Genomic DNA, 25,431 nt, shown 5'->3' on the forward strand with positions numbered 1-25,431 from the left:
TAATATTAATTCAATATAAAAGAATACTTAAAAAATTGGTTATGAGACTTTTTTTATCTTGGAAACATATAATCAGCCTCTGTTGTGTTTTAGTATATTTAAGTTCATCCCTTGCCCATGCAACTGTAGTTCCCAAACAGCATCGACTACTTATTATTAACTCATACAATGAAGGGGCCCCATGGAGTCAAACACTGATAACCCCTATTATGCTTCAAACTTCTTCAATAGAGGATGTCAACGCCGACTTAGTGCATATAAACGGAACATTTATCCGTAATGATTCATTGTACAACCAAATGGAAGAAGGAATCTTCCAACGTTATGAAAGAAATAAGCCGGATTATCTAGTGCTCATAGGGAGTATAGCTTTTACTTTGAGAGATCGTATTCAGAAAGAATGGGGGGATATTCCAATGGTTTTGATTGCCAATGAAGATACTTATGCCCCCCGGGAATATTATTTCACGGGACGCTCTAAAAATATGGAGGACAATACAGTCGCACCTCTGAATGACATCAGAGAACAATATAACTTCACGTTTATTGAAGCCCCGGATATGTATAAAGAAACCATTGACATGATGGTACGGATGTTACCCCCAATGAAGAAGCTCGTATTTGCGGCAGACGAACTTTATCAGAACCAGCGGTTGGACCAGCTTATACACTCATACATCACATCAGAATATCCGAATATTGAATACGAACGCCTGGTGGGCAAAGAAGAAAACAGCAGACGACTACAAGAATACTTATTGGCAGATGATCCGACTACAAGTATCTTATTTTCTACTTGGTTTTATGAACGTAAAAACTTGTTTGGATCGCCTACACTTATCAGCGGCGACTTCCAGCTGGTAGCATCTTCACCTCAACCGGTATTTGCCCTGAGAGGTGCGTATATCAATAAGGCAGGATTCATCGGCGGACACTTCTATGACCAAGCAGAACTAGAGCAATCATTAACCAACATTATCGGACAAATGCTCCAAGGGAAAGAGATGCGTGACATTCCATTCGTATATAGTAAAAAGTCATACCCGCTTGTCAATTATGCACAACTGGAATTGGATGAACTTGATGCAGAGCTTTGTCCGTCAAATACAATATTCCTGAATAAACCACTCACATTCTGGCAAAAATATAAATGGTGGATCATTAGCGGAACGATTCTATTACTTTCACTTGTGGTCATCGCACTTATCATATACTGGTTCCAGCAAAAGAAAATAGCCCTGTTCAGTGCTCACAACACACTTGTATGCAACATGCCGATATCATATACCCAGGCAATAGTGGATCTTAATGAAAAAGGAGAGGTAACAAATATAAAATACCAAGCCGGAAACAGTTTGTTCAACAGTTTGTTTACGGCAAATGAGGATAATGATACGAATAAGAATTCGCTTTCACAGATTGAATGTCTTCCCCGATTTATAAAAATGATATTCAGAGAAAAACAGGCGATTACCTTCACACACTTTTTCAAGCAGACCCACTCTTTTTATGAATTCATTATCTGCCGGTCATCCGAAAAGTATACTATCGATATTTTTGGAGTTGATATTACAGCACGCAATGAAGCGGAAAATGCGTTGCGGGAAATCAACAAGAAACTGGAAATGACCTTGAGTGTAGCTCGAATCATTCCTTGGCGCTGGGACCTGAAAAACGATATGATTACCTGCGAATCCGAACAGATATTGGCCCACATGAATTTTACCAAAGAAGAAGGTTCCACTCCTCAGGCGCATATTATAAAAGCCTCCGAATATTTCCGGAAAATGCACCCGGAAGATCTGGAACGTATGCAGCAGGTACACAAAAACCTTATATCCGGAAAATTACAACATGCCAAAGAAGAGTTCCGCATCATTACCGAAGTGGAAGGACGAAAATTTATAGACTGGCTTGAAACGAATGCAATAGTAGATCAATACGATGAGCAGGGCAGTCCAATATCACTGGTAGGCTCACTGCTACTAATAACAGAACGTAAGAGACAAGAAAAGGCACTGATAGCAGCCAGGGAAAAAGCTTTGGAATCCGAACGGCTAAAGTCTGCATTTCTGGCTAACATGAGCCACGAAATACGCACACCATTGAATGCTATCGTAGGTTTCTCCAGCTTGCTGACTGCCACTGAGGATGAACAGGAACGGGAAGAATTCATCAGTATCATAGAGAACAATAACCAGCTGCTCTTGCAACTCGTCAGCGACATTCTGGACTTGTCGAAAATAGAGGCAAATACGCTTGAGTTCAATTACCGAGACGTTGACCTGAACGGACTGGCAAAAGACGTGGAAAGTACCGTACGCCGCAGGCTGAAACCGAACGTTGTTCTGGAATTCATTCCTGGAGCTGCCCAGTGCCATGTGCAAACCGAAAAGAACCGGCTCTCACAGGTACTTATCAACCTGTTGGTCAATGCAACTAAATTTACTCAAACAGGTAGCATCACATTCGGTTATGAAATACGTGGAAAAGAACTATATTTTTACGTAAAGGACACCGGCATGGGCATCTCACAAGAGGATCAGAACAAAATATTCGAACGTTTCACCAAAGTGGACACTTTCACTCAGGGAACGGGACTGGGCCTTTCCATCTGCAAAAACATTATCGAAAAGATGAAAGGCAGGATCGGAGTAGAATCCGAGGGTAAAGGCAAAGGAAGCACATTCTGGTTCACAGTGCCGTATCAGCCGGGAGCAGTTGTAGAACAGAAGAAACAGCAACCTGTCAGCCTTGCCCCCAAAGCAGCCAGGCAAAAGCCTATCATCCTAGTGGCAGAAGACAATGAGAGCAACTACTTGCTATTCAATTCCATTCTTAACAAAGATTACAACCTGGTGCATGCCTGGAATGGTGAAGAAGCTATAGAGTTATATCGGAAATTCCAGCCGCACGTCATCATCATGGATATCAATATGCCTAAAATGGACGGATACGAAGCGGCAAGGGAGATACGAAAATTCTCAAAAACAATACCCATCATTGCCGTTACGGCATATTCCTTCTCCTCTGACAAAGAAAAGGTGATGGAGAACGGATTTAACGGTTATGTGCCCAAACCGGTCGACGCGCATATCCTGAAAGAGAAACTCCATAGTACAATTAAACAAAACATTGCAGCAGAATAAACACATAGCGAGGTTATAAAAAACATTACACGCAAGGATTGCCAGAAGAGTCTACAAGAAAAGCACTAAAACATTTTAACATAACGAAAGAAGAATTATGAGTATGGAACATAAGGCGTTTGTGTTTGACACCGAGAAATTTCACGCCGAGATAGAGCCTGTCATGAAAGACAGCATTAAGAATGCCGAGGTGGCACACCGGTATATTTGCGAACATCTTGACGAGTTGCAATCACCTTACATGGGCGATGAGTTGGGTGAAGATTGGGAAGAGGAGTTCGGCGAACTTACACTTCAGACCTATTTCGACATTCTCCTTACCACCTGCTACGATGTGGAAGACAATCGCGGTCTGGGCGAAATGTGGGATGCAGTGAACGAGGTAATCAAAAGTCTCGATGTGTTTGAATATGGTGAGGTTCCTGTCCTAGGCTACCAGGTTGAAATCAACAGTGTCATCGTAGACCCCGGCATGGAAGGCTTGGGCATTATAGACGGCGACGAGGTGGCGGAGATTTTGGAAAGGTTGAAGGAAAACAGGGATGAAGCGGAAAGTGCTGAACCCGAAGACCTGCTATATGAAGCTGAACCGGAGGAATGGATGGAAGCCTACGACGACCTTTGCAGCCTCTATGAAGACGCCCTCAGCCAAAAAAAGGGTCTGCTCCTCACCTTTTGACCGATTGAAAGAATCTTACTTAAGAAAGAGTGTCAAAACTGAATAAAAGAATGCAAATTACACGAATTACGCAAATAACAAATCAGATAAGTTCTGATTACCAGAAGCATAAAAAAATATTTGTGTAATTCGTATAATTTGTGTTCTAATCTTAATTTAGACTCACACCCTATTTTTTTATTCAGTTTTGCCACATTCGCATTCGTTTTCTTACCTTAATCGAAGTTTTCTTTTTACGCCATTCCTTTTCCTCTATATTCACTCAGACTGACCCCGAAATGTTTCCGGAATACTTCCCTGAAACATTTCGCATCGCAAAACCCGGTCATATCCGCAATTTCCGTAATGGAATGCTCGCTTTCTTTCAATATCCGGGCGGCAATCAGCCAGTTGATACTCGCCCTCAGAAGATTGATACTGAAAGATTTTGCCCTATAGTCATCCGCGCCGATTTTCAACCCTTCCAACATGTTCTTTTCATCTCCCAATGCAGTCGTAGAAGCACCAGAACATGATATTAATATGAAAAATTAACAAAAAAACAAGAATATTCATAGTCTAAAGATCGTTTTTCATGCAAAAGAACCGACAGAAGTCCCCATCTCATTAAAATGATTCACTTCCAAACAAATAACATAACTACATAAGGGCTTGCTCCGAAACCAGATTCAGCCCCTTATCCATTTTAAATTAACTCATAACTGGCGCTCTGGATAGGCATATCCAGATTGTGCAGTACCTTTTCAAGCAGAATTCCCTCCCGGTTATCGTACTCATAGCCAAAAGTAGCACGGATACCCTGAAGGATAAATTGCGTGGCACGGTCCAGGGCAATAGGAAGGCTGTCACCTTGCAATAAGGCTCCGGTGATGACGCTCGTAAAGGTATCCCCCGTTCCCGGATAGTGGGCGGGCAGATAGGGACAGGTTATTTTCCAATAACGATCTCCTACCCGATTGTAGGCATATACCGAAGTCTTATGGCTTTCTCCATGGACAGGAACGCTTGTAATAATAACTACCTGAGGTCCGGCATCGGACAAAAGCCGAAGATAGGATTTCAGTTCTTCATCCGTATTAGCAGCTTTATAAGGTTTATCCATCAAATAAAAAAGTTCGGTCAGATTCGGGGTTATCACATCGGCTTTTGCTGCCAGATGACGCATCTCCCGGATCATCGATTCATCAAAATTAGTATATAGCCGCCCGTTATCTCCCAATACCGGGTCAACCACTACCAAGCCGTCCGGCTGGCGAAAATCATCTATAAAATCCGAAACGATCTGTATTTGTCGGGGAGAGCCTAAATAACCTGTATAAAAAGCATCAAACTGTATATCCAGCTTTTTCCATTCAGCAATGATCCTGGGCATTTCATCCGTCAAGTCGAGAATGGAAAACTCCGGATATTGTGTATGACTGGAAAGTACAGCCGTAGGTAAAGGACAAACCTGAAAGCCCATCGAAGACAAAATAGGAATTACCACTGTAAGGGATACGCGTCCCATACCTGAAAGGTCATGAACCGCTGCTATTTTCTTTACTTTATTTGTATACATAGTGCTTTTATTACATATTCCGCCACTTCCATGACATAAAAATTCCCCGCAAAGATAACTTTACGAGGAGTAAAGAACAAGCTTAAAGAGAAATTGTTTGATTCTATCAAGGTTTAGGGGTTAAACTAATGAAAGTATTCCTCATTCACTATATAGAGAAAAATAAATGGCATAACTTACCGGTTCAAGCAGCAATAAGCATTCTTTTGACAACAAATTACTCAAAATATAAAAGTTATCTCTATATTTGCCCACTGAGATTTTAATGAGGAATAGAAAACAGGAGCAAAAAGATATATGAAAGAGAAGCCAAATATTGACTGTGAGAAATATCGCCAGATTGCGCAAATGGCTAAAATGGGTTGGTGGGAATCGGACCTGAAAAATCGCCAATATATTTGTTCAGACTTTATCATTGACTTACTCGGACTTGAAAGCAACCGGATCAGTTTCGAAGATTTCCACGGAAGAATACGGGAAGACCATCGGGAACGGCTCAGAAATGAATACTTTTCGCTCACAAACATAGAAACCTATGAGCAAATGTTCCCCATCCAGGCAAAAGATGGAGATATATGGGTATATTCTAAAATAAGTTTCAAACAACCGGATGAAGAAGGTTATAGAAATATGATAGGATATCTGCAATGCATAGATAACCGTACTGGAGAGATGAATGAGAACATTGATTTCCTTCAGGTAAATAGTTTACTTTATCAACAAAACAGTATTTCCTATTCATTGCTCGCTTTTCTACAATCGGATGATATTACACAGATTATCAATAAAATATTGGCAGATCTCCTCAAACAGACCAAAGGAGACCGCACCTATATATTTGAGATAAACAGAGAACATAAAGTGCAAAGTTGCCTTTATGAAGCAACAGCCGAAGGAATATCCCAGGAACTGGATTTCTTACAGAATGTACCTTGGGATGATTCTCTCTGGTGGGATCGCCAAATCTCAGAAAAGAAATCAATCATTCTGAATACATTGGACGATATGCCACCTGAGGCAAAAGTTTACCGTGATACCTTGGAGGTGCAAGATATTAAATCAGTAATGGTGGTTCCTCTCCTATCGAAAGATAAGGTATGGGGGTATATGGGCATCGATATGGTCAGAACGCACCGCAGCTGGAGTAACATCGACCATCAATGGTTTTCGTCTTTAGGAAACATCATCAGCATTTGCCTCCAATTACGTAAAGCGGAACTTCAGGCTAAAGAGGATCGCCGCGCATTGGATCACAGTGAAAAAATTCTTCGCAATATTTATAAGAATCTGCCAGTAGGTATCGAGCTTTACGACAAAGACGGGTATCTGGTAGATATGAATGATAAAGAACTTGAAATATTCGGCTTGGCGGATATGAAGGAAGCACTGGGGGTATCACTGTTTGAGAATCCCAATATCCCCGAAGACGTGAAAGAAAAATTGCGTGCCAGAGAAAATGTGGACTTCTCGATCAATTATGATTTCTCAAAGATCGACCGATACGTCACAAGTCGAAGAAAAGATATTATCAATCTTCAAACCAAGGTGGCTCTGCTTTACGATTCACAAAATCAATTCAGCAATTACCTGTTTATCAATATAGATACAACAGAAACCACCAGTGCATACACCAAAATACAAGAGTTTGAACATCTGTTCCTCTTAATAGGTGACTATGCCAAAGTAGGTTTTGCCCATTTTAATGTAATGACGAGAGACGGGTATGCCCAGGATACATGGTATCGGAATTTAGGTGAAAAAGAAAACACTCCCATGCCCCAGGTTATCGGAGTATATTCACATGTGCACCCGGAAGATTGCGCTGTCCTGAAACTATTTGTAGATCAGGTTAAAGAAGGGAAAGCCACAAGTTTAAGTAAAGAAGTACGCGTTAACAGAGGTAACGGAAAATATTCGTGGACCAGTATAAACGTAATGGTTAGGGATTATCGTCCTCAGGATGGAGTTATTGAAATGCTGTGTATCAACTATGATATCACTCCCTTGAAAGAGACAGAACAGAAGCTGATCATTGCCCGTGACAAAGCCGAAGAACTGGATCGTTTGAAATCTGCTTTCCTTGCTAATATGAGTCATGAAATACGTACTCCGCTCAACTCTATCGTTGGTTTTTCCAGTCTGCTGGCAGAAACAGACGACAGGGAAGAACGCCAGGAATATATCAAAATAGTAGAAACAAACAATGAATTGCTTCTGCAACTGGTTTCTGATATTCTCGATCTTTCGAAGATAGAGTCCGGAACATTCGATTTCGTACGCTCCGATCTGGATGTAAACGAAAGCTGCATGAAAATCATCAAGTCGCTGGAGATGAAAGTACCGGAAACTGTAGACCTGGTCTTTGAGAAGTATATGCCCGATTGTCATATTTATACAGACAAAAACCGATTCATGCAAGTCATAACCAATTTCATAAACAATGCATTGAAGTTTACGAAGCAAGGCACTATAGCTTTGGGATATGAACAGACGGCACCCCACGAAATAAAATTCTATGTACGTGATACAGGTGTCGGGATTCCCAAAGAGAAAATTGATAGCATATTCGAACGGTTTGTGAAACTCAATACTTTTGTACAGGGCACCGGTCTTGGACTTTCCATCTGCAAAAGTTTAGTATCTCAGATGGGAGGAAAAATCGGAGTGGAATCAACTGAAGGAGAAGGTTCATGCTTTTGGTTTACTCATCCGTATTAATCATTTTATTTTGTACCTTTGCGCCCGATTTATATTAGAGACGCAACCATCATGCAACAGAATACACAACGACCGGTAAGTTCGATAGCTTATCCGATATTGATCGCATTAAGTATTTCTCATTGTCTGAACGACTTATTGCAATCCGTCATAACCGCCACATATCCGCTTTTCAAAGAGGACTTAACGTTGAGTTTTGCACAAATCGGATTGATTACGCTGGTTTATCAGATGTCCGCATCGGTGTTCCAACCCGTATTCGGATTATTTTTTGATAAGCGCCCGTTTGCCTGGACACTACCGATGGGGATGTTGTTCACTATGACCGGATTGTTGAATCTGGCCTTTTCCACAAATCTTTATTGGGTATTGTTCTCAGTGTTCATCATAGATATAGGTTCTTCCGTACTTCACCCGGAAGCATCGCGCATCACTTCGCTCGCCTCCGGAGGCAGAAGAGGCCTGGCACAATCCCTGTTTCAGGTGGGTGGCAACCTGGGAGGATCATTGGGTCCGTTACTGGTAGCTTTAATTGTAGCGCCTTATGGCAGACACAACATCGCATTATTCGCAATTTTATCAGTGATAGCAATCATGGTAATGATACCTGTCGGCAAATGGTACAAAAGATACATTACCCGGATGAAACGTGACCATATTGCCCTACAACCTCATATGCAGATGCCTTTGCCTATGGAAAAAACGGTTCTTTCCATTTCTATCCTGCTGATACTTATCTTCTCCAAATATATTTATATGGCAAGCTTAAGCAGCTATTACACTTTCTATCTGATTGATAAATTCGGAGTAAGTGTACAGGACTCCCAACTTTACCTCTTTGTGTTTCTTGTGGCTACAGCCATCGGTACACTAATGGGTGGTCCTATCGGAGATCGTATCGGAAGAAAGTATGTCATCTGGGGTTCCATCCTCGGTGCCGCACCTTTCAGTATGCTGATGCCTCATGTTGGCTTGCTTGCCACAATTATTATGAGTTTCTGTGTCGGCCTGGTTCTTTCATCTGCTTTCCCCGCCATCCTGTTATATGCGCAGGAGCTATTACCCAGTAAACTGGGACTGATTTCCGGATTATTTTTCGGATTTGCTTTCGGAGTGGCAGGTATTGCTTCGGCTGTATTGGGAAATATGGCGGATAAGTTCGGCATCGAAGCTGTTTATAATGTCTGCGCTTATATGCCGTTACTCGGATTGGTTACCTGGTTTTTGCCTGATCTGAAGAAAAACCGTAAGCAAATACCTGATTAGTATGAAGAAACTTATAAAATCATCCAAATGGGCAAGACGGATCAAATGGTCTATCCTGACCGGCACAATCCTCATCTTTGCAGTAATAGTTTGCGCTAATTACGCAGTACGCCATACAGCAAAAGCGTTTATATATCAGAATATCGATTCTATTCCCCAGAATAAAGCAGGTCTTCTGCTTGGAACCTCAAAACTATTACGTTCCGGACTTCCCAACCAATACTTCCAGAATAGAATACAGGCAACGGTAGACTTATATAAAGCCGGTAAAATAGAAGTGGTTGTAATCAGTGGTGACAATAGTCGAAAAGGTTATAATGAACCGGAAGATATGAAGTCGGAGCTGATGTTACGCGGTATTCCTGAAGATAAGATTTATCTGGATTATGCAGGATTCCGCACTTTGGATTCCGTAGTTCGCATGGAAAAGATTTTCGGACAGAAAAGCTTCACAATCATATCGCAGAAATTTCATAACCAGCGTGCCATTTACATTGCGCATGCCAAAGGATTACAGGTCGTAGGATACAATGCCGAAGACGTGAATGCCTACAGTGGTTTCAAAACACAACTCCGGGAGAAGTTTGCCAGAGTTAAGCTCTTTCTGGACTTGTGGACCGGCAAAAATCCGAAGTTTCTGGGAGAACCGGTAATCATTCAGTAACTTCCCACCCATCATACCTATAAGTGGCTAGGCACAAAGAAACATTTCATTATTTGTGGGTATTTCATAACCCCCTCTGATGCCGTTACTTTGCAACCGTACAAATTAAACCATTTTATAGCATGAAGAAAATAGGAATATTTTATGGTTCCTCAACCGGAACTACACAAGGCATTGCCGAAACAATTGCTTCTAAACTAGGTGTCCCCGCATCCGATGTAATCGATGTCAGCAAAATGAATGCCGACATAGTAAAGGAATATGAAGCTCTTCTCTTAGGAACTTCTACCTGGGGTGACGGTGAACTGCAGGATGACTGGTATAATGGCGTTAAAGTGTTGAAGGAATCAGACTTGAAAGAAAAAACAATTGCTCTGTTCGGTTGTGGTGATTCCGAATCTTATTGCGATACATTCTGCGATGGCATGGGTATCATATACGAAGACATCAAGGATTCCGGCTGCACCATCATCGGTAAAGTATCTGCAGAAGATTATTCTTTCTCCTCCTCTATTGCTGTTATCGACGGTATGTTTGTCGGACTTGCTCTTGATGACATCAACGAAAGTGATAAGACGGAAGAACGTATCGACGCTTGGGTGAACGACATAAAAAATCACTTGGCATAATTTTCTCTTATTCCATAGCCTTATGACAATATCTGACATTAACCCGGTAGAATTGAAAGAGAAGATTTTATACTCGGGGCAATGTTAGATTATGATATATGTGCGCAATGCGAACGGTACTGTGAAAGAAAAGTCCGATGCGCTTGATTAATTTTGCATGTGTTTAGTTAGTTGTTTTTGTAAAAAATGCCTGCGGATTCCGTAGGCATTTTTATTATATCATCCGAAAATAGAAAGATAATCAGGCATAGCTATGCATACCGCCCAGTAGATAATTTACTCCGAAGTAAGTCATCAGCACCGTAAGGAAAGCCAACACCATATAAGCATGGAAAAACCGGGGTTGCCGGAAGACGGCAAGAGATTGCCCATGGAATGCCGCATCATAGATTAAAAAGGTGATTAAAGCCCAGACTTCTTTCGGGTCCCAGGCCCAATAGCGCCCCCATGAAACATTTGCCCACACAGCACCAATAAAAATTCCCGCCCCCAGACAAAATACTGCCGGATAGAGCATCAACCGACTGAAAAGCATCAATTGCTCTACACGAACCTTACACTGTTCCTGAATCTCCGAATCGATTACCTTTTTTCGCCAGCCTCCTATGCAGAATGCCAGTAATCCATTTAGCATCATAAAGGCAAACAATGCATAAGATACCATAATCAGAGAAACATGGATACTTAACCAAGGAGACAGCAACACAGGCATCAGAGGAGTGATCTGAGGATTGTTCTGCCCAAGATAAGCTACCAACAAGGCAAAACCCGAAATAATCAACCCAAAAGGTAAAGTAAAAGAGAAGCGATGCCGGAATATGCACGCAAGCAGAAGTGTACACAGTGCCATAAACTGCATGGTTTCATATCCATTGCTCAGCGGAATACGCCCGCCAATATACCACCGCAAACAGTAACCAAAAAGTTGAAAAAGAAATGCTGCATAAAGTGCAACTGTAAAAACTCTCCATGCCTTACCTGCCGAACGATGCATGCTGCAATAAAGTAAATAAAAAAATGCCAGCATCCCTACAGTTAGATTGAACATGAACAACAGTTTGCTGAATGGAATGCGATTGTACAATATTTCAGCCTGTACCTTTACGTCAGACAGTGGTTTTATACTCCCATCTTCCGGTAAAGTACGGATAAGCATTCCACTCCGTAGCATCAGTATCAATCCTACCTTTTCATCCGTTTCCATAATAGCCTTTTCCAACGAAGTCATTTTCATGTGTGGCTTTTGTCCGACCTTCCAAAACTCCTGCAAGCGATAGTTTTGTCCATCAAACAAATCAGTAAGACGGGCATAGGAAGAAGGTAATCGGAGTAAATGACGAAGTTCCGCACTCTTTATATAAATCATCGGTTCATTCTGCCAAACCTCCGGACGGAGTAACCAACCTCCGACAACCTGTTCGGGTGTCATGCCACCATAAGAAGGTTTCCCGGTCAGTTTCAATACAAAGTCCCGTGCAAGTGTATTAAAAGGTACTACGCGATCATGATAAATCACTTGTTTGGAAGCCAGACTATCCGCCTGTCTGAGTGCAAGTGCCGGAAGACTTCTGTTTTCTGCTTGCACCACCATTCCCGTAGCCATGAGCAACCACACAAACATTCCCCCTTTTCGAAGCAACGGATGCCTGAGCAATCTACGGAATTCCCCACTATGACTGACAAGCATCCACAACATGGAAATACCCAGCAAAATATATCCTGCATACGTAATTCCTATTCCCCACGGATCATAATTCACCGACAACCAGCTCCCCTCCTTATCATCATCAAAAGAAGACTGGTAAAAACGATACCCCTGACGAGAGAGGATACGATTCATGGAAACAGGTTCCGCACCACGGATATAGCTGACATAATCTGCCGGAGCTTCCGTCCCCGGATAATACTCCACCCGAAAACTGTCTAAACATAGGGTGAACGGTAATTCGATCACCCGCTTACTGTCTTGGTCTATGAAAGTTCCCACCTCAGTGCCTACAGTGAGATGCATATATCCTTTTTTGCTGCATGAAAATGTAATCATGGCTCCCACCAAGATAACGAGGAAGGAGCCATGCAACAACAATGCCGGGAGATGCCGCCACAACTGCCGCTCAATCAACACGACAACTGCCAATGCGGCAAGTACTCCCCACAAACAACAAAACCAAACTGTATGATAAACATACTTTTCTACAAACTCTGTTCCGCGTACATGCTCCACAAAGGTCGCCACAGCGAGCAAAGCCACCAGACAGATATATAAGAAGACGAGACTTTTCTTCAAATTAAAAAGGTGCATATTCCTTATTCTTCAAAGCCTTAACTCCCATACATTCCATTTCGATCAACCATCCGGGACGGCATACAGGCGCATGTACAAATACTTTAGGAGTATCCGGGAAACGCTTGTCATACATACTCTTCACAACTGCATAGTCTGCAATATCACGCAGATAAACAATCATATGGCCCAAATCATCAAATGTACACCCAGCCTCTTTCAGCAAGGCCTCTACATTTTCCCACATCCGTTCCGTCTGCCTGCGAATGTCGCCGGGGTATACCACTTCCCCTTTATTGTTGATACTTGCCGTACCCGAAATAAACACTTGACGCCGGTCACCGTAATCGACATACGTTCCGCGTTCAAAGCTGACACCATACTCATAAGTAGGATTCAGATGCGTAGGAGCATAAAGAAAATGTATCTGTTCCGGCTTTAAGCCTACCACAGCATAGGTATCCATTTGCACCAATACTTTAGGATCAGCATGACGTCCGCCGATACCCGTACTGGCAATATAGTGTGTCTTTTCCGTCAGATTCTGAGTAACAAACACCTCATTACGTGCCTTTACCACACCGGCATAATTCACATCTACATTCTGTACGAAGAACCAGGTACGGATACAGTTATCCGCCAATTTACATCCTTGTTCCATAAGCTGCATCACGTAGTCATTCAGTAACAAACGGGTCTGGTATTCAGAATTTGCAGCACGATTGAAAACACTGCCTCCCCACAGATGGCGGTACGCATTGTGTTTTACTTCAAACAGTCCGTTGTGCAGCACTTGTGTCTGCACATTGGTCTGTAAATAAGCCCACAAAGCTATTTTCGTCCCATCCAAAGGGGGCTGCTCTACCACGGAAAGAGCACAGTCGGAACTTTCGGTAGTGATAGCCAGCAGGAGGTCAGCCTGATTGGCGGTATCACTCAGGAAATAACGTTTAAACACAGCCATGGCACCTTTCAATTCACCTGCAAGCAAATCGTTGTAGGCATTGGCTACCGCATTTAACTGTTCCTCATAAGTATCTTCCGGCCGGGTAGAGTGAATCATTACATGAAACTCTGAAACGCCTTCTTTTACTTCATATTTAAAAATCTCGGTTAATGTATTCTCTGATTGGTTGGTTTGTTGTTTTTTGTTGTTCATTACCAATATCGTTTACTCGTTATTCAAAAAAACACCTTCGTTTATCCAATTATCTATCAGTTTCAATAAGGGTTGCTCATCTTCTGACAGCATATCGGTATGGTTCATACTCGTATCACCAGCCCTGTTCAAGACCAAATGTAGAAAACTCTCTTCTGCACTGCCGGGCTTCACCAATAGTATATCACTATTCTTATGCGCCGGCTGGTTGACCAACGCATGATAGCTCTTACCCTCCGTCAGAAATAAATTACCCGATGCAGAACCGGTCTGCCCATGGCACGCTACACATCTTTTATCGAAAACCTGTGACTGGATGGAACTGAACATACCCACGTCCAGTGTTCCCACATCCATTAATATAGTATCTGTAATAGCTGCGAGTTCTTCATCTTCCATCGTCTTAAATTCGACAATGCATTCGCGCAAACGACTGATCACACACAATTTGAGTGATTTCACATCATCACTGATACCTCCCAGTGTCATAACGATATCTGTTCCGTCGGTTACATTGACTGGCAGTGATTTCGTTATAACGGCGTATTCACTTTTATCATTGAAGCCTGCCACAACGACACTATAATCATCCGTCCAATTGCTGATACCACTGAAACGACCTGTCAACTTTAGGACGCGGCCGCCACGCTGCACCTCTATCTCCTTCTCATAGATTCTTCCATCATCACATGAACAGAAGCAGAGTGTCATCCAGATAGCAGCAAAGAATAATATACATTTCTTCATAACTACTCTCTTTGTTTTTTAGAAAGTATATTGCAGCATTACTGTTGCAGAATGAGTGGCCAGACCTAAATTATCATTATCTCGGTCGAGCTGTGTATCGTGACCCGTACGGGCAATATACTGGTACATAGCCTGAAGTTTTAGGTTACAACCCTTAAAGAAATAATTCACACCCACAGCCGGCATATTCAGAAATCCGTCATCACCGGTACCATTACGGTTAAAGAAGTCATAACGCAAGGCAGCCTGCAAACGGGGAGCGACAAAGTAACCGCCCTGTACATAACCACCCAGGTAATTGTATGTCTCATTTATTTTCTGACGATCGGTGAAGCCCACATTCATATAGTATGCTTCGGCGCCCAGATACAGTTTATTCTTTAACATGGCAAATTCCACTCCCACACGGGTATCATTGGTACTTTCATTCTCACTTTCCACATTGATTGAAGCCGATACACCGAACATGATCTTATCTTCATTCAAACGGTTAGGATTACCTTGAGTGGACGGCATCACACCTTTAGGCATATAAGTAAAGCGCCCCGCATACAGTAAAGAAGGGATATGCCAATCATCACTCAGAGTTTTTGTAGCTGTATTTACAGAAGAACCGGTACCATTGAATAAACCTACTTCATAGCCAAATTTATCAGCTAACAATCCGTGAATTTCAACACCGAGGTCAAAACCGGTACCGATGTTAGGCGTTACCGCATTCAAGGAATAAGGCAGAATGACGGCGGAAGTCAATGATACTGGCAACTGCGGCAACAATGTTTCGCCCAACGTCGTCAGATAAGCATGTGAGAAAGGTGTTTTGAATTTACCGACACGCACGGCAAACTGTTTTTTAAGTTGTACATCGAACCATGCTTGTTGAAGCAATGCTCCCCCACTGGCAGCCGCATTGATAGAAAGATTAAAGGCTACTTTACCAAAAGCTTTACCAGTGAAGCCCAATACAGCATAGGGAATTGAGAAACCGGAATTAGCTACATTATCCTGATTGTATGCCTTATCCAGGCCTTCATCATCATACCAATTGAAATTTGCACAAGTCTGTACCAACAGATAGGGCTTGAATACAAAGTCTCCCTTCTTGGTTTCTATCGTAAATCCCTCTCTTCCGGCAAGTGACACTACACCGTTTTCTGTATCTTCTTCATGCTGTGCCATAGCAGCCAACGAAAGGGCAGCCATTACAACCATTAAAATTAATTTCTTCATAATTGCCTGTATAATACTTATTGGTTTTATTGTTCGTTATTTGTCTTATAATGATTTCAGGAATGCGACCAAAGCATCACGATCTTCTTTACTCATCTTTTTGAAGAGATTCTTCGATGCTTCACCTTCACCACCGTGCCACATGATAGCCTCAACATAGTTGCGGGCGCGTCCATCGTGCAGGAAGTAAGTATGGCCATTCACAGTTTCCTGCAATCCGATACCCCAAAGCGGAGTCGTACGCCATTCGTTACCGCGGGCCAAACCGCTTACATAGTTATCATTCAGTCCTACGCCCATAATTTCAGAGCCCATGTCATGAAGCAGGAAGTCCGAATATGGATGAATTGTCTGACTACCCAGCCAGGGAAGGCGGGTTCCGTTCAATAGTACAGAGCCACGTGGTTTTGTGTGCAAGGTGGTTACATGGCAGAGATGGCACTTCGCCTTATAAAAATTCTGCTCACCCTTGATCACTTGTTCATTATTCACATTGCGACGTGCCGGAACACTAAGGCTCTGCATGTAGAGATCTACATTCTCCATTTCTTCCGTAGATACATCCAACTGGGCATAAGAAAGTCCCATCATACTGCCTTGATTTACTTGTGCCTGTCCTTCACAGATTTCTTCGGGATAGCGGCTGTTCGTAACTCCCATATCGCTGGAGAAACCAAGTTCCACTGTCAGGTCGGCATGCTGTGCTTTATTACCGGACAAGCCTAAACTTCTCACTCCTCTCTCAGAGATATAGTTGCAACGGCCACTGATACCATATTCCGGATAATTGCTTTTAGCAGCCAAAGCTTCAATTTCAGTGGGATCGAGCGCCATCATTTGTCCCATACCTACGTGGCGCAGAGGAATACGCACCGTACAGAACAGGTCTTCGGGTTTGATGCTGTCCGCATACCATTCATAAATAGAATAATTGGGTTTGCAGAGTTCATACGTCTCACCATCAGGGAACTGGAAAGTCTCATAGGTATATTCCACTTTCAGTTTTCCCTCGGGCTTCACACCATAAATAGCCTGATCATGAAGCACACGTCCATAATCCTGAAAGAAAGCTCCATTCTTACGACTAATATAAACCAACATAGACGAAAAGCCGGAGCTACCGGAACCACCTTCGCTCCACAAAGTAGGTTGCGTACGTCCGGCATTTCGGTGACAGCTACCACAAGAATAACCGGCATAAACCGGTCCCAGTCCTCCACCTATTCCATTACTACTGGTGCGGATATCATCATACAATTTGTCACCACGGGTGAAACGTTTATCGTATGCCCCTGTTATCCAGTCAGCAGACCTGTCATAAGCATAAGAAGAAGTCAGGAAGTTGGTAGCAGTACCGGCAGAGAGGGCAAAGCCGGCAGGTACTTCTATATTATCCACATCAATTCCATCATTTTCGCAAGCAAACAATGCCAGAAGCGAAAAACAGATTGGAAATGAGTATTTTAATAAACCATTCATTCGTTATTGAATTATTATTGCAAAATACGTAACTAACATTTATCTTTTTAACGCAGATGTTGCGGAAACAACAGAATATTCATTATCCCGCTGTTTCCGCAAAATCTGATTTCTAACAAGTAAAAATCTTACTGAATGGTACGGGCTTCGCCATCTTTGAAGATCAAATATTCCAAAGTGTGGTAACCACGCAAAGCTTGTGCACCGGCAATTTTATCATCTTCTTCATCATAGTCACCATCCCAGTTCAAGTCTGAATAGTTACCGGAAGTCAGGATCTGTACGATACCATCCTGATCGAGTGGCCAGCTATCCATATTGGGGTCAAGACCTTTGTCGGCAACCGGACCAAAAAGGAATGCCTCACTGGTTTCCCACGGTGTACGAGCAGCAAGCCATGCTGTGGCGCAAGCCTTGAAGTTAGCATTGCTGGGAGAAGTACGGAATGTCTCAACAGCATCGAAAAGAGCCTGATTTCCCGCTTTCAAATCAGAGTAAGTAGGTAATACAACTACATCCACATAATTTTTTACGACTTCAGCCAACACTGTTTTATCAATACTTTCGATACAATTCTTCAAACTTCCCTTGAGTACTCCCTCTAAAGTGGCACATGCTTCCATAGCACTTACTGCTTCCGGACTATTGATATTGTTGCGGAAAGGACTCGGGATAGCCCAAATTGCTGCTGCAGCATCATCAATCGCCTTTTTCACTTCAGTATCAAGATTAGCATTTACTGCAGCTACTGCTTTTGAGAGGGATGACTCGCTAATAGCCCCTGTACGTGTTCCGTAATAAGCATTGCGAATAGAATAGATATTGTTACGATAGTCTTCACGAGAATGCCAGCTATACCATGACTCTACAGCATACAAAGCCTTTTCTTCATTATTATGTATGAAAAGATCGTAAGGGTCACCAATTTTGGCAGTACCTACTTCATTGGCAATGTCTACACAGCCGTCAATCAACTGCTCAACACTCGTCAAAGCATCTTGATTCTTAAAGAAATCTGCATAGCTTCCACCTTCATTGTATTTAACCGCCCAGTCATCATAAAGAGCAGTAGCATCATTCACCAACAATTGTGCAACTACTCGCATGTAATTTCCCCAACTACTTGCATTCTCTGCCGTATAGTCAAGATTTTTAGCGTCTATAGTCGTAGTGTCATCATCACTACAAGCCGTAATGGAACACATCATGCCCAATGAAAGAGCCGACAAATAAAAAAACTTTTTCATATTACTTAAACATTAAATTAATTATAAATACCTATTTGAACTATCTCTTGGTAAACCAACCGACATAAGCTATACCGATAGCAAATTCATTTTCATTGTTATATTTAGTCGATCCAAATACCTTGTTCGTACCAATATGACGGGTAGTATAATCGGCCTTCACAACCAGATTCGGCAATGCAAACCAGTTAACTCCTGCCGTCCATTTGCTTACCTGACAGCGTTTCTCCATTGTAGCTGAGCCTTCTGCCTTTTCCTGCGGGTTGTAGTATTCATAACGGGCATAAGGATAAATAACCGGACATTTCTTCTGCGAGAAGAAAGCACTCAGGTTGAGACCAGCCTCCAAGCCATAGCACAGGGCATTCTTAGCTACATTACGCATAGCACCATGATAATAATTGGAGTTATTGGAAAGAGTAACCTTGCTGATCTTGGAAGAATTCTCTAAATCACCATAAATGATATTACCACGAGCGGTAACATATTTATTTTTATACTGTGCATCGGCAGAGTAGATTTTCACTGATGAGCGGCCTACGCTACTATACTTATAATTCTTATCTGCATTGGCCGTCACGTCATTACAATAGTAAAAAGCAGCACCTACACGCAGTCCCGGTACCCCTTTATAGTCCAGACGTACTACATAAGCAGGCGAAGTAAAGTTATCTTGTTCAAAGAGTCCCTGCTTACCACCGGCAACCCAATTATCGCGACCGAAGCCATCAGCATTCAAGCCGGCAACAATCATTGCCTGATAATCAAAGCGCGCATATCCTTTACCCAAAGAGCCGAAGAATTCCAATCCTGTCTCATGCCAGGTAGAAGGAATAATTGTGGTTTCACCCTCAGGACGAGATGTTCCAAAGAAGTTGATAGGCTCATGGTGCGCATTGGTCAATCCCATAGGTACAATCAAATGACCGGCACGAACATTGAAAGCCGAATGTATCAGACGGGTAATGTGAAACTGCTCAAGAGCAACTTCTCCCCCCTTTTCCATTTCTGTTTCATACTCACCGTTTTCTGAATTCTCAAGTTCTGTTTCAATACCTACACCTCCTGCTTCAAACTCTATTTCAGCACCCAGTATCCACTTGGAATTAAACTTGTAGTCAAAAGCCAACACAAAACGAGGAATTGCAATGGTATTGCGATGATCACTGTTATCGACCCCACCATAGAAACGATTCGTTCCGTAGTTCATAAACTTTGCTACCATTTCTCCGTATCCACCAAAACGGAACTTTTCGTAGTCGTCATCTTTTGTTACCTGTTTTATTCTCTCTTTCTTTGCCGCAGTTTCAGATACCTCTTCTGTTGAGGTTACTTTTTCAGGTTCATTAGCCCGTAAAGTATTGTTAAAAAGCAAGAAACCTAAGGCGAATAAGCAAGTTAATTTTCTCATCTTTTATCTTAAATTTTATTGGCGCAAAGGTAGAGGAAGTTGAAAAGGCGGGCAATACCCAAATATGAGTATTGTGTTATTAAAAATAAGAACAAATAGGTACTTAAATGAACATTATTTCTTTTTGTTCTTTTTTACAAAGCAGTAATTCACTAAAAAGACAGCTGCAAAGATCACAGCAATCCAGATAAAACTAATAAATATCAAATAGCGGTTATAAATGTATTCTCCTTCTTCAGGAACATGATTAAGCATGCATAGCAAACAGTTACACTGAGGATTATCAGCATCATGCGAAAAGTAAGAGTACAGTAAAAAAGATAAGCTACCTGCAAAAAGAATAATAATAGCTATTATTCCCCATCTCTTACAACTTAAAGGTCTGTCAATTGCCTTTTTATAATTCGTCAGTTTCACCATATAGTAGTTTATAGTTAGATAATACGCGCAAAGTTGCATGCTTTCAGTGACCTTAGCAATACCCAATAATTGTGATTTTTATAAAAATCTAACAAAAAACCATCATTAATGGGTATTTCAGGAAACGGGGATTCTTCCCTACTTTGCAGTCGAGAAATAAAACTTATGCAATACCCTAAAGATGACATACAAAAAGAAATTTTGAAAGCTGCCGAAAAGGTATTCCTTGAAAACGGCTTTCCGAAGGCTTCCATGCGCGAAATTGCGCAAGAAGCACAGGTAGGGTTGAGCAATATCTATAACTATTTCAAAAGTAAGGATGATATTTTCTGTACGGTGGTACGGCCTGTAATCAGTGCATTCGAAAGAATGCTGCACGAACATCACGGTCGTTATGGAGCAGATATCATGGAAATGTATTCCACAGAATACCTAAGATATGTGATAGAAGAGTACATGACATTGATACAAAAGCATCGCAAATTGTTGGTACTGCTATTTTTCCATGCACAGGGTTCTTCACTGGAAAACTTCAAAGAGAACTTCACCGAACGCTCCACATCACTCGTGAAAGAGTACTTCAGAGATATGAAAGAGAAACATCCGCAAATGAATATCAATGTAACCGACTTTTCTATCCACCTGCACACGGCATGGATGTTCACCATGTTTGAGGAATTAATCATGCACCGAGTCGGGATAGAAGATTTGGAACAGATAGTCACAGAATACATCACATTCGAAGTAACTGGTTGGAGAGAACTTATGAAAATATAAGCTCTCTCTTTTTTTGAATGAATCTGAATATTTTTTCTATACCTCCTCCATCCTTGCCAGTTCCCATCCGCTGAATTGCATTACTATGCAATGCAATCTTGTGCCTTGAATGAGTTGTTGTACCCTCGGGGCCTCAGCATAACGATGTATCTGATCAACAGCTTCCTGCCACTGGGCAGGAGCTTTTGTTTCATACTCTTTCGATGGCAGATATTTCAGTTCCAGAATATAACTGTGCGCCACCCCGCTATAGCGTTGCAGGTCGGGCATCAAAAACATATCGCAAAAGCCATGGTTCAATTCCACTTCAGGAGCAACCAGATAATAGGCACTCACACTAAGATAGGCAGTAAAGAAGCCTTGTATATTTCGTTCGCCCTCAATCATACTGCGTACAGAAGAATTGTCCTTGTAGGCATGAGCAATGAATTCAAGGGCTTCGCGCCATTTACCGTCATAAGACATGTCATAGAACATCAATCCTAAATCATTCAGATTGATATACTTCTTATTTTGACGTTGATATTCCTCCAGCAGATATTCGTAATATTGTTTACGCACATTATTATTAGGAATACTCAGTACCAGATAATTCCCCCGTGTAGCGGTTATGGTCAACATTCCATAATAGAACAGCAGACTGGGAAAAAGTTCCGGGTCAGTAATCTGGCTGGCTGGAAAAGTAGTAGCCAAGGTCGTTACAATTTCCCCCTCTTCAGTAATCTTCCGGAGTACCCCTTTACGGTCACCATCCAGATGATCCAACTGAATGAGCTTCTTCATCTTGTTGTAATCGGTACGGGTATTAGGGTCAATCATCTGTTCGGGTACTTTATCCAGATTCATATAGTTACGCAAATAATAAAACACCATATCACAGTTGAACATCTTCGGATCACGCGTCAAGCTCTCTTTTGCAAAACAATAATTGTCATACCACGGCTTCATCTCAGTTATCATCGCCTCGACATCTCCCTTTAGTTGTCCGGCATCCTTATAATACTGAAACATCTCACGGACATCACTTTCGCTGAAACCCAGCATCATATTGAATTGATAATCGGTGCTGATATTCCAACCTATATTGAAGCCACTGGTCAAGTCATCCAATGTAACAGGACTTACCCCCATCATAAAAATACGCTCGAACATGCCCTTGAACTTCTTGAATATCTCCCGATAAAAACCACTGGCATGAGTAATGGCATGATATATATCATTGCCCTGCTCATTAAGCACCACGTTAGTGAAATTGTCGTACTCATCGATAATGAGATAGAGCGGATAGCCGTGACGCTGGGCTTCCACTTCAATCATACTCAGTTTATCGGCAGCCGAGGTCGAAGCATAGAATTCTTCGACCGTACGCTCTGGATAAGCATCCTCATAAGTCGCCATAAATCCATCCAACTGACGACGACAATAAAGGTTAAAGTTAGCTTCCAAATTCTCTATCCCGACGCCCGCTTTAGAGAAATCAAGGAAAAGTACCTGATAGCGCCCTTGCAGCGGTGTAGGATTCTGCCCAATCCAAAGGTTCCCAAAACGTTTTTCAAATTTCGCTTTCTGTGAACTGTCATAATAAGCACGAAGCATGTTCAGGAAAATACTCTTTCCGAAACGGCGGGGACGGATGAGAAATAAATTGCTGGGCTGCTGCTCTAACAAAGGAAGATACATCGTTTTATCCACGTAGTACTGGTTTTGCTCCACCACTGCCACGAAGTCTGATACTCCATAAGGTATTCTTTTCACTGCTTCCATATCACTCGCATATTTGAATTCATAAACGGGGACTCCATGCAAATGTAGTCTATTCCTTTCGAATGAACAAAAGAAGAAAGGGAAAGTTGTAACTACGAATTAACGAACGGCACATATCCCTCAGTTACCATACAGGATATGTGCCGTTCTAAATCTAAAAACTGGTTCTAATTTTATTGAGCTTTTATTAAGAGTTCGTTATTCTTCTCTCCGTTATACCAATATGCTTTATCCTGGCCACCACTCATTGCCCAAGCCGCAAAGTCTTTATAAGCATCGAGGAAATTTCCTTTCTCAATTACATGAGCCATAGGAACCGGGACATTCAAGCCCCAAATCAGTCCTTTTTTGTTATAATAATAATCCCATCCCAAACCGGAATTGTCACTGGGATATGTATCGTATACCGGTTTGTATCCTCCTAAATGGATTTCGGGGCCATGATCGGCCTTTGCCAAATAGAAGTCGAAGCTTTCAAAATCAACTGAATTTACATTTACCTCCTTGTTCATGTAAATGGCGATATTCAATTGCGGAAGTTCCGTAACAAGATATTCTTTGTCCGTATTAAAGAAGGTGCTACCGGAAGGCTTTGAAGTTGCCGCAACCAAATTACGGAAGTCCATAATAACTTCGCCATCAGGACCGACGGACCAAACTACAGTTTCAACGGATGTATTAAAGCGCTGAACGACTTCAATCTCATCAACGTCTGCTGCCTTAAGGTCCTTCAATCTTACGCATGGAGCATAAGGAAAAGAGCCTCCCATAGCTCTCAACTCAATACCGAACTGTATGGCCTCATCAATCACGCTCTTACCTCTTCTACCGGAACGAAATGGAATTTGTACCCTGTAACCAAGAACAAAATCATTGAAATCGTAATCCCCTAAACTCGGAAACATATCTTCGAACATGACAGTTCCCCATCCATTTTTGGGATAGTTGATACTGCCACTTCCTCAGTTTGCGTTATCCGCCCTTGCCAGTTTTTTCTTTTTGCGGTTGTTTGTCTGCATCATACACACTTTTCTCGCATGATGTAAAGGCTAACGTGCCCAGCAATAAAGACAAGATGAAAATCAATTTTCTTTTCATGTTGCGTTCGTTTTTTATTATGATGTGTAAAATGTATGTTCTCTCTCCTAAGTAATCATTATCACAATTGATTGAGATGTAAATCCGGCAAAGCACCGTTGCCTGCTCAGACAAAGTACCATTGCTCGGTCAGGCAAGACACCGTTGCTCGGTCGGGCAAGGTAGCATTGCCAGTTGTGTCTCCTAATTAACCGAGCGGATCATCCTCTATCCCTCCGTCACCTCCACTTCCACCGCCGGTAGGTGCCATGCCGATATATATCGTTTTTATGACACTGCGAGGTGTTTTCAGCAGATGGCCTTGACCGTATTGTGTCGTCACCTTCAATTCATACGTACCTTTATCCAATCCGCTGGGGATGATGAAACTGAGACGCGAAGGTTCGTTCAATACCCACAAGTCTTCGGTGATTTTTGTTATCGTACCTTTTGAGTCAGTCAAGATGATGCCTACAGAGTCGTCAGTACCGGTCACTTTCAGCATTGCACCCTTCAGGGTGAAAGCACGTCCGGCTGTGGCACTGGAATCCAGCGCACGGGTGGATGTATCCTGAACGCCTGCAATGTACATGGCACTGCCCTTTGCACCGATAATGTTCACCACCGTATTTTTGATGGCTTCGCGAAGGTCGGCACCCACGTTGAAGTTTACCACGATAGAGTTCTTTGCCGGATTCCAAGCAGAGTTCTCGATGACACCATGAAAATTGACCGAGGCATAATATAAGCCTGTGTTCACACTGACGCCACTCATCAGCAAACGTTTGATCACGCGCTTCTCCAGGTCGAAGACGTGGCGGATGGTTTCTTCCCGCAGGCCGGAGTCTTCCGCTTTCATTTCGGCAATGATACGTTCCTCGTCGGCACTGCCGTTGGAGACGGGGACGAGGATCATATCCTCTTTGTTGTCCACAGTCACGGTGTTATCCGCCAGTTGACCGTTGATTTGATACCTGATTTCTTCTGACATAATCTCTTTTATTTTAGGGTTAATATATGTATGATAAACTATATGGGTGACGAGTCACAAATGATTTAGAACCATTCGCTCCGTTTTGTAAATTACGGTGTTATAGCTGTCGCTACAACCTAACACCGTAATCCCACAAACAGCACAACAACATATTGACTAAAGCGCGCTACACTATATAT

The 25,431-nt window shown here is 42.2% G+C and carries 20 protein-coding genes and 2 pseudogenes; 8 read left to right on the forward strand and 14 right to left on the reverse strand.

From position 1 onward, the window contains the following. The first annotated feature begins 209 nt into the window (after positions 1 to 209). Both BACINT_RS16505 and BACINT_RS16510 read left to right on the forward strand, forming a co-directional pair. Entirely contained in the window at positions 210 to 3,149 is a 2,940-nt protein-coding gene (locus tag BACINT_RS16505) for a hybrid sensor histidine kinase/response regulator (protein ID WP_007665093.1), read from the forward strand. A 97-nt stretch (positions 3,150 to 3,246) separates the two neighbouring features. Further along, positions 3,247 to 3,828 carry a hypothetical protein gene (locus BACINT_RS16510; RefSeq protein WP_007665095.1) on the forward strand — a complete coding sequence of 194 codons (582 nt, stop codon included), beginning with the start codon at positions 3,247 to 3,249 and terminating at the stop codon, positions 3,826 to 3,828. 233 nt (positions 3,829 to 4,061) lie between these two features. Here the strand turns inward: BACINT_RS16510 and BACINT_RS16515 are convergent. After that, positions 4,062 to 4,322, reverse strand: a pseudogene (locus BACINT_RS16515) (helix-turn-helix domain-containing protein); the annotation flags it as partial. Between the two features lie 191 nt (positions 4,323 to 4,513). Then, a complete protein-coding gene (locus tag BACINT_RS16520; protein ID WP_007665099.1) occupies positions 4,514 to 5,386 on the reverse strand; it encodes a pyridoxamine kinase in 873 nt (290 codons plus the stop codon). Positions 5,387 to 5,683: 297 nt separating this feature from the next. Between BACINT_RS16520 and BACINT_RS16525 the strand changes: the two genes are divergently transcribed. From BACINT_RS16525 to BACINT_RS24040, 5 genes and pseudogenes are all read left to right on the forward strand, one after another. After that, the gene (locus tag BACINT_RS16525) at positions 5,684 to 8,104 is read left to right on the forward strand and encodes a sensor histidine kinase (protein ID WP_007665102.1); all 2,421 of its coding nucleotides are present in this window, start codon (positions 5,684 to 5,686) and stop codon (positions 8,102 to 8,104) included. A 51-nt stretch (positions 8,105 to 8,155) separates the two neighbouring features. Next, positions 8,156 to 9,370, forward strand: coding sequence for an MFS transporter (locus BACINT_RS16530; RefSeq protein WP_007665103.1), 1,215 nt, complete (start codon positions 8,156 to 8,158; stop codon positions 9,368 to 9,370). Position 9,371: 1 nt separating this feature from the next. Further along, entirely contained in the window at positions 9,372 to 10,034 is a 663-nt protein-coding gene (locus tag BACINT_RS16535; RefSeq protein WP_007665104.1) for a SanA/YdcF family protein, read from the forward strand. A 122-nt stretch (positions 10,035 to 10,156) separates the two neighbouring features. After that, entirely contained in the window at positions 10,157 to 10,663 is a 507-nt protein-coding gene (gene fldA / locus BACINT_RS16540; RefSeq protein WP_007665105.1) for a flavodoxin, read from the forward strand. Between the two features lie 60 nt (positions 10,664 to 10,723). Continuing rightward, positions 10,724 to 10,810, forward strand: a pseudogene (locus BACINT_RS24040) (DUF2023 family protein); the annotation flags it as partial. A gap of 94 nt (positions 10,811 to 10,904) precedes the next feature. On the opposite strand, the gene ccsA reads toward BACINT_RS24040, so the two are convergent. From ccsA to BACINT_RS16580, 8 genes are all read right to left on the reverse strand, one after another. Continuing rightward, positions 10,905 to 12,965, reverse strand: a complete 2,061-nt coding sequence (gene ccsA / locus BACINT_RS16545; protein WP_007665106.1) for a cytochrome c biogenesis protein CcsA — start codon at positions 12,963 to 12,965, stop codon at positions 10,905 to 10,907. After that, positions 12,952 to 14,106 carry a Rid family hydrolase gene (locus BACINT_RS16550; RefSeq protein ID WP_007665107.1) on the reverse strand — a complete coding sequence of 385 codons (1,155 nt, stop codon included), beginning with the start codon at positions 14,104 to 14,106 and terminating at the stop codon, positions 12,952 to 12,954. The genes ccsA and BACINT_RS16550 overlap by 14 nt, the downstream gene beginning before the upstream one ends. Before the next feature lie 12 nt (positions 14,107 to 14,118). Continuing rightward, positions 14,119 to 14,853, reverse strand: coding sequence for a hypothetical protein (locus tag BACINT_RS16555; RefSeq protein ID WP_007665108.1), 735 nt, complete (start codon positions 14,851 to 14,853; stop codon positions 14,119 to 14,121). A gap of 18 nt (positions 14,854 to 14,871) precedes the next feature. Further along, positions 14,872 to 16,083: a porin gene (locus tag BACINT_RS16560; RefSeq protein ID WP_007665109.1), complete on the reverse strand. Its 1,212-nt coding sequence runs from the start codon at positions 16,081 to 16,083 to the stop codon at positions 14,872 to 14,874. Between the two features lie 45 nt (positions 16,084 to 16,128). After that, positions 16,129 to 17,562: a di-heme oxidoredictase family protein gene (locus tag BACINT_RS16565; protein ID WP_007665110.1), complete on the reverse strand. Its 1,434-nt coding sequence runs from the start codon at positions 17,560 to 17,562 to the stop codon at positions 16,129 to 16,131. Positions 17,563 to 17,690: 128 nt separating this feature from the next. Next, positions 17,691 to 18,809 carry an imelysin family protein gene (locus BACINT_RS16570; RefSeq protein ID WP_007212212.1) on the reverse strand — a complete coding sequence of 373 codons (1,119 nt, stop codon included), beginning with the start codon at positions 18,807 to 18,809 and terminating at the stop codon, positions 17,691 to 17,693. Positions 18,810 to 18,849: 40 nt separating this feature from the next. Continuing rightward, on the reverse strand, positions 18,850 to 20,220 hold the full coding sequence (locus BACINT_RS16575; protein ID WP_007665111.1) for a hypothetical protein: 1,371 nt from the start codon (positions 20,218 to 20,220) through the stop codon (positions 18,850 to 18,852). Positions 20,221 to 20,334: 114 nt separating this feature from the next. After that, on the reverse strand, positions 20,335 to 20,706 hold the full coding sequence (locus BACINT_RS16580; protein ID WP_374937237.1) for a hypothetical protein: 372 nt from the start codon (positions 20,704 to 20,706) through the stop codon (positions 20,335 to 20,337). A gap of 99 nt (positions 20,707 to 20,805) precedes the next feature. On the opposite strand from BACINT_RS16580, the gene BACINT_RS16585 reads away from it, so the two are divergent. Next, positions 20,806 to 21,417, forward strand: a complete 612-nt coding sequence (locus BACINT_RS16585) for a TetR/AcrR family transcriptional regulator (protein WP_044155328.1) — start codon at positions 20,806 to 20,808, stop codon at positions 21,415 to 21,417. A 36-nt stretch (positions 21,418 to 21,453) separates the two neighbouring features. Here the strand turns inward: BACINT_RS16585 and BACINT_RS16590 are convergent, their stop codons facing one another. The 4 genes from BACINT_RS16590 to BACINT_RS16600 form a co-directional block, all read right to left on the reverse strand. Then, positions 21,454 to 23,181 (reverse strand): ATP-binding protein, encoded by a 1,728-nt coding sequence (locus BACINT_RS16590; RefSeq protein ID WP_007665114.1) that lies wholly within the window; start codon positions 23,179 to 23,181, stop codon positions 21,454 to 21,456. 173 nt (positions 23,182 to 23,354) lie between these two features. After that, positions 23,355 to 24,098 carry an LruC domain-containing protein gene (locus BACINT_RS16595; protein WP_007665115.1) on the reverse strand — a complete coding sequence of 248 codons (744 nt, stop codon included), beginning with the start codon at positions 24,096 to 24,098 and terminating at the stop codon, positions 23,355 to 23,357. Positions 24,099 to 24,153: 55 nt separating this feature from the next. Next, positions 24,154 to 24,279 carry a hypothetical protein gene (locus BACINT_RS24730; protein WP_007665116.1) on the reverse strand — a complete coding sequence of 42 codons (126 nt, stop codon included), beginning with the start codon at positions 24,277 to 24,279 and terminating at the stop codon, positions 24,154 to 24,156. A 187-nt stretch (positions 24,280 to 24,466) separates the two neighbouring features. Next, positions 24,467 to 25,249, reverse strand: coding sequence for a DNA-binding domain-containing protein (locus BACINT_RS16600; RefSeq protein WP_007665117.1), 783 nt, complete (start codon positions 25,247 to 25,249; stop codon positions 24,467 to 24,469). Positions 25,250 to 25,431 lie beyond the last annotated feature (182 nt).

Origin of the sequence: Bacteroides intestinalis DSM 17393 (assembly GCF_000172175.1) — a bacterium.
Taxonomy (GTDB): domain Bacteria; phylum Bacteroidota; class Bacteroidia; order Bacteroidales; family Bacteroidaceae; genus Bacteroides; species Bacteroides intestinalis.

Excerpts from the sequence above, each read along its gene's own strand:
- BACINT_RS16505 (WP_007665093.1), top strand. The coding sequence starts at position 210 with ATGCTTCAAACTTCTTCAATAGAGGATGTCAACGCCGACTTAGTGCAT.
- BACINT_RS16510 (WP_007665095.1), top strand. The coding sequence starts at position 3,247 with ATGAGTATGGAACATAAGGCGTTTGTGTTTGACACCGAGAAATTTCAC.
- BACINT_RS16520 (WP_007665099.1), bottom strand. The coding sequence starts at position 5,386 with ATGTATACAAATAAAGTAAAGAAAATAGCAGCGGTTCATGACCTTTCA.
- BACINT_RS16525 (WP_007665102.1), top strand. The coding sequence starts at position 5,684 with ATGAAAGAGAAGCCAAATATTGACTGTGAGAAATATCGCCAGATTGCG.
- BACINT_RS16530 (WP_007665103.1), top strand. The coding sequence starts at position 8,156 with ATGCAACAGAATACACAACGACCGGTAAGTTCGATAGCTTATCCGATA.
- BACINT_RS16535 (WP_007665104.1), top strand. The coding sequence starts at position 9,372 with ATGAAGAAACTTATAAAATCATCCAAATGGGCAAGACGGATCAAATGG.
- fldA (WP_007665105.1), top strand. The coding sequence starts at position 10,157 with ATGAAGAAAATAGGAATATTTTATGGTTCCTCAACCGGAACTACACAA.
- ccsA (WP_007665106.1), bottom strand. The coding sequence starts at position 12,965 with ATGCACCTTTTTAATTTGAAGAAAAGTCTCGTCTTCTTATATATCTGT.
- BACINT_RS16550 (WP_007665107.1), bottom strand. The coding sequence starts at position 14,106 with ATGAACAACAAAAAACAACAAACCAACCAATCAGAGAATACATTAACC.
- BACINT_RS16555 (WP_007665108.1), bottom strand. The coding sequence starts at position 14,853 with ATGAAGAAATGTATATTATTCTTTGCTGCTATCTGGATGACACTCTGC.
- BACINT_RS16560 (WP_007665109.1), bottom strand. The coding sequence starts at position 16,083 with ATGAAGAAATTAATTTTAATGGTTGTAATGGCTGCCCTTTCGTTGGCT.
- BACINT_RS16565 (WP_007665110.1), bottom strand. The coding sequence starts at position 17,562 with ATGAATGGTTTATTAAAATACTCATTTCCAATCTGTTTTTCGCTTCTG.
- BACINT_RS16570 (WP_007212212.1), bottom strand. The coding sequence starts at position 18,809 with ATGAAAAAGTTTTTTTATTTGTCGGCTCTTTCATTGGGCATGATGTGT.
- BACINT_RS16575 (WP_007665111.1), bottom strand. The coding sequence starts at position 20,220 with ATGAGAAAATTAACTTGCTTATTCGCCTTAGGTTTCTTGCTTTTTAAC.
- BACINT_RS16585 (WP_044155328.1), top strand. The coding sequence starts at position 20,806 with ATGCAATACCCTAAAGATGACATACAAAAAGAAATTTTGAAAGCTGCC.
- BACINT_RS16590 (WP_007665114.1), bottom strand. The coding sequence starts at position 23,181 with ATGGAAGCAGTGAAAAGAATACCTTATGGAGTATCAGACTTCGTGGCA.
- BACINT_RS16595 (WP_007665115.1), bottom strand. The coding sequence starts at position 24,098 with ATGTTCGAAGATATGTTTCCGAGTTTAGGGGATTACGATTTCAATGAT.
- BACINT_RS24730 (WP_007665116.1), bottom strand. The coding sequence starts at position 24,279 with ATGAAAAGAAAATTGATTTTCATCTTGTCTTTATTGCTGGGCACGTTA.
- BACINT_RS16600 (WP_007665117.1), bottom strand. The coding sequence starts at position 25,249 with ATGTCAGAAGAAATCAGGTATCAAATCAACGGTCAACTGGCGGATAAC.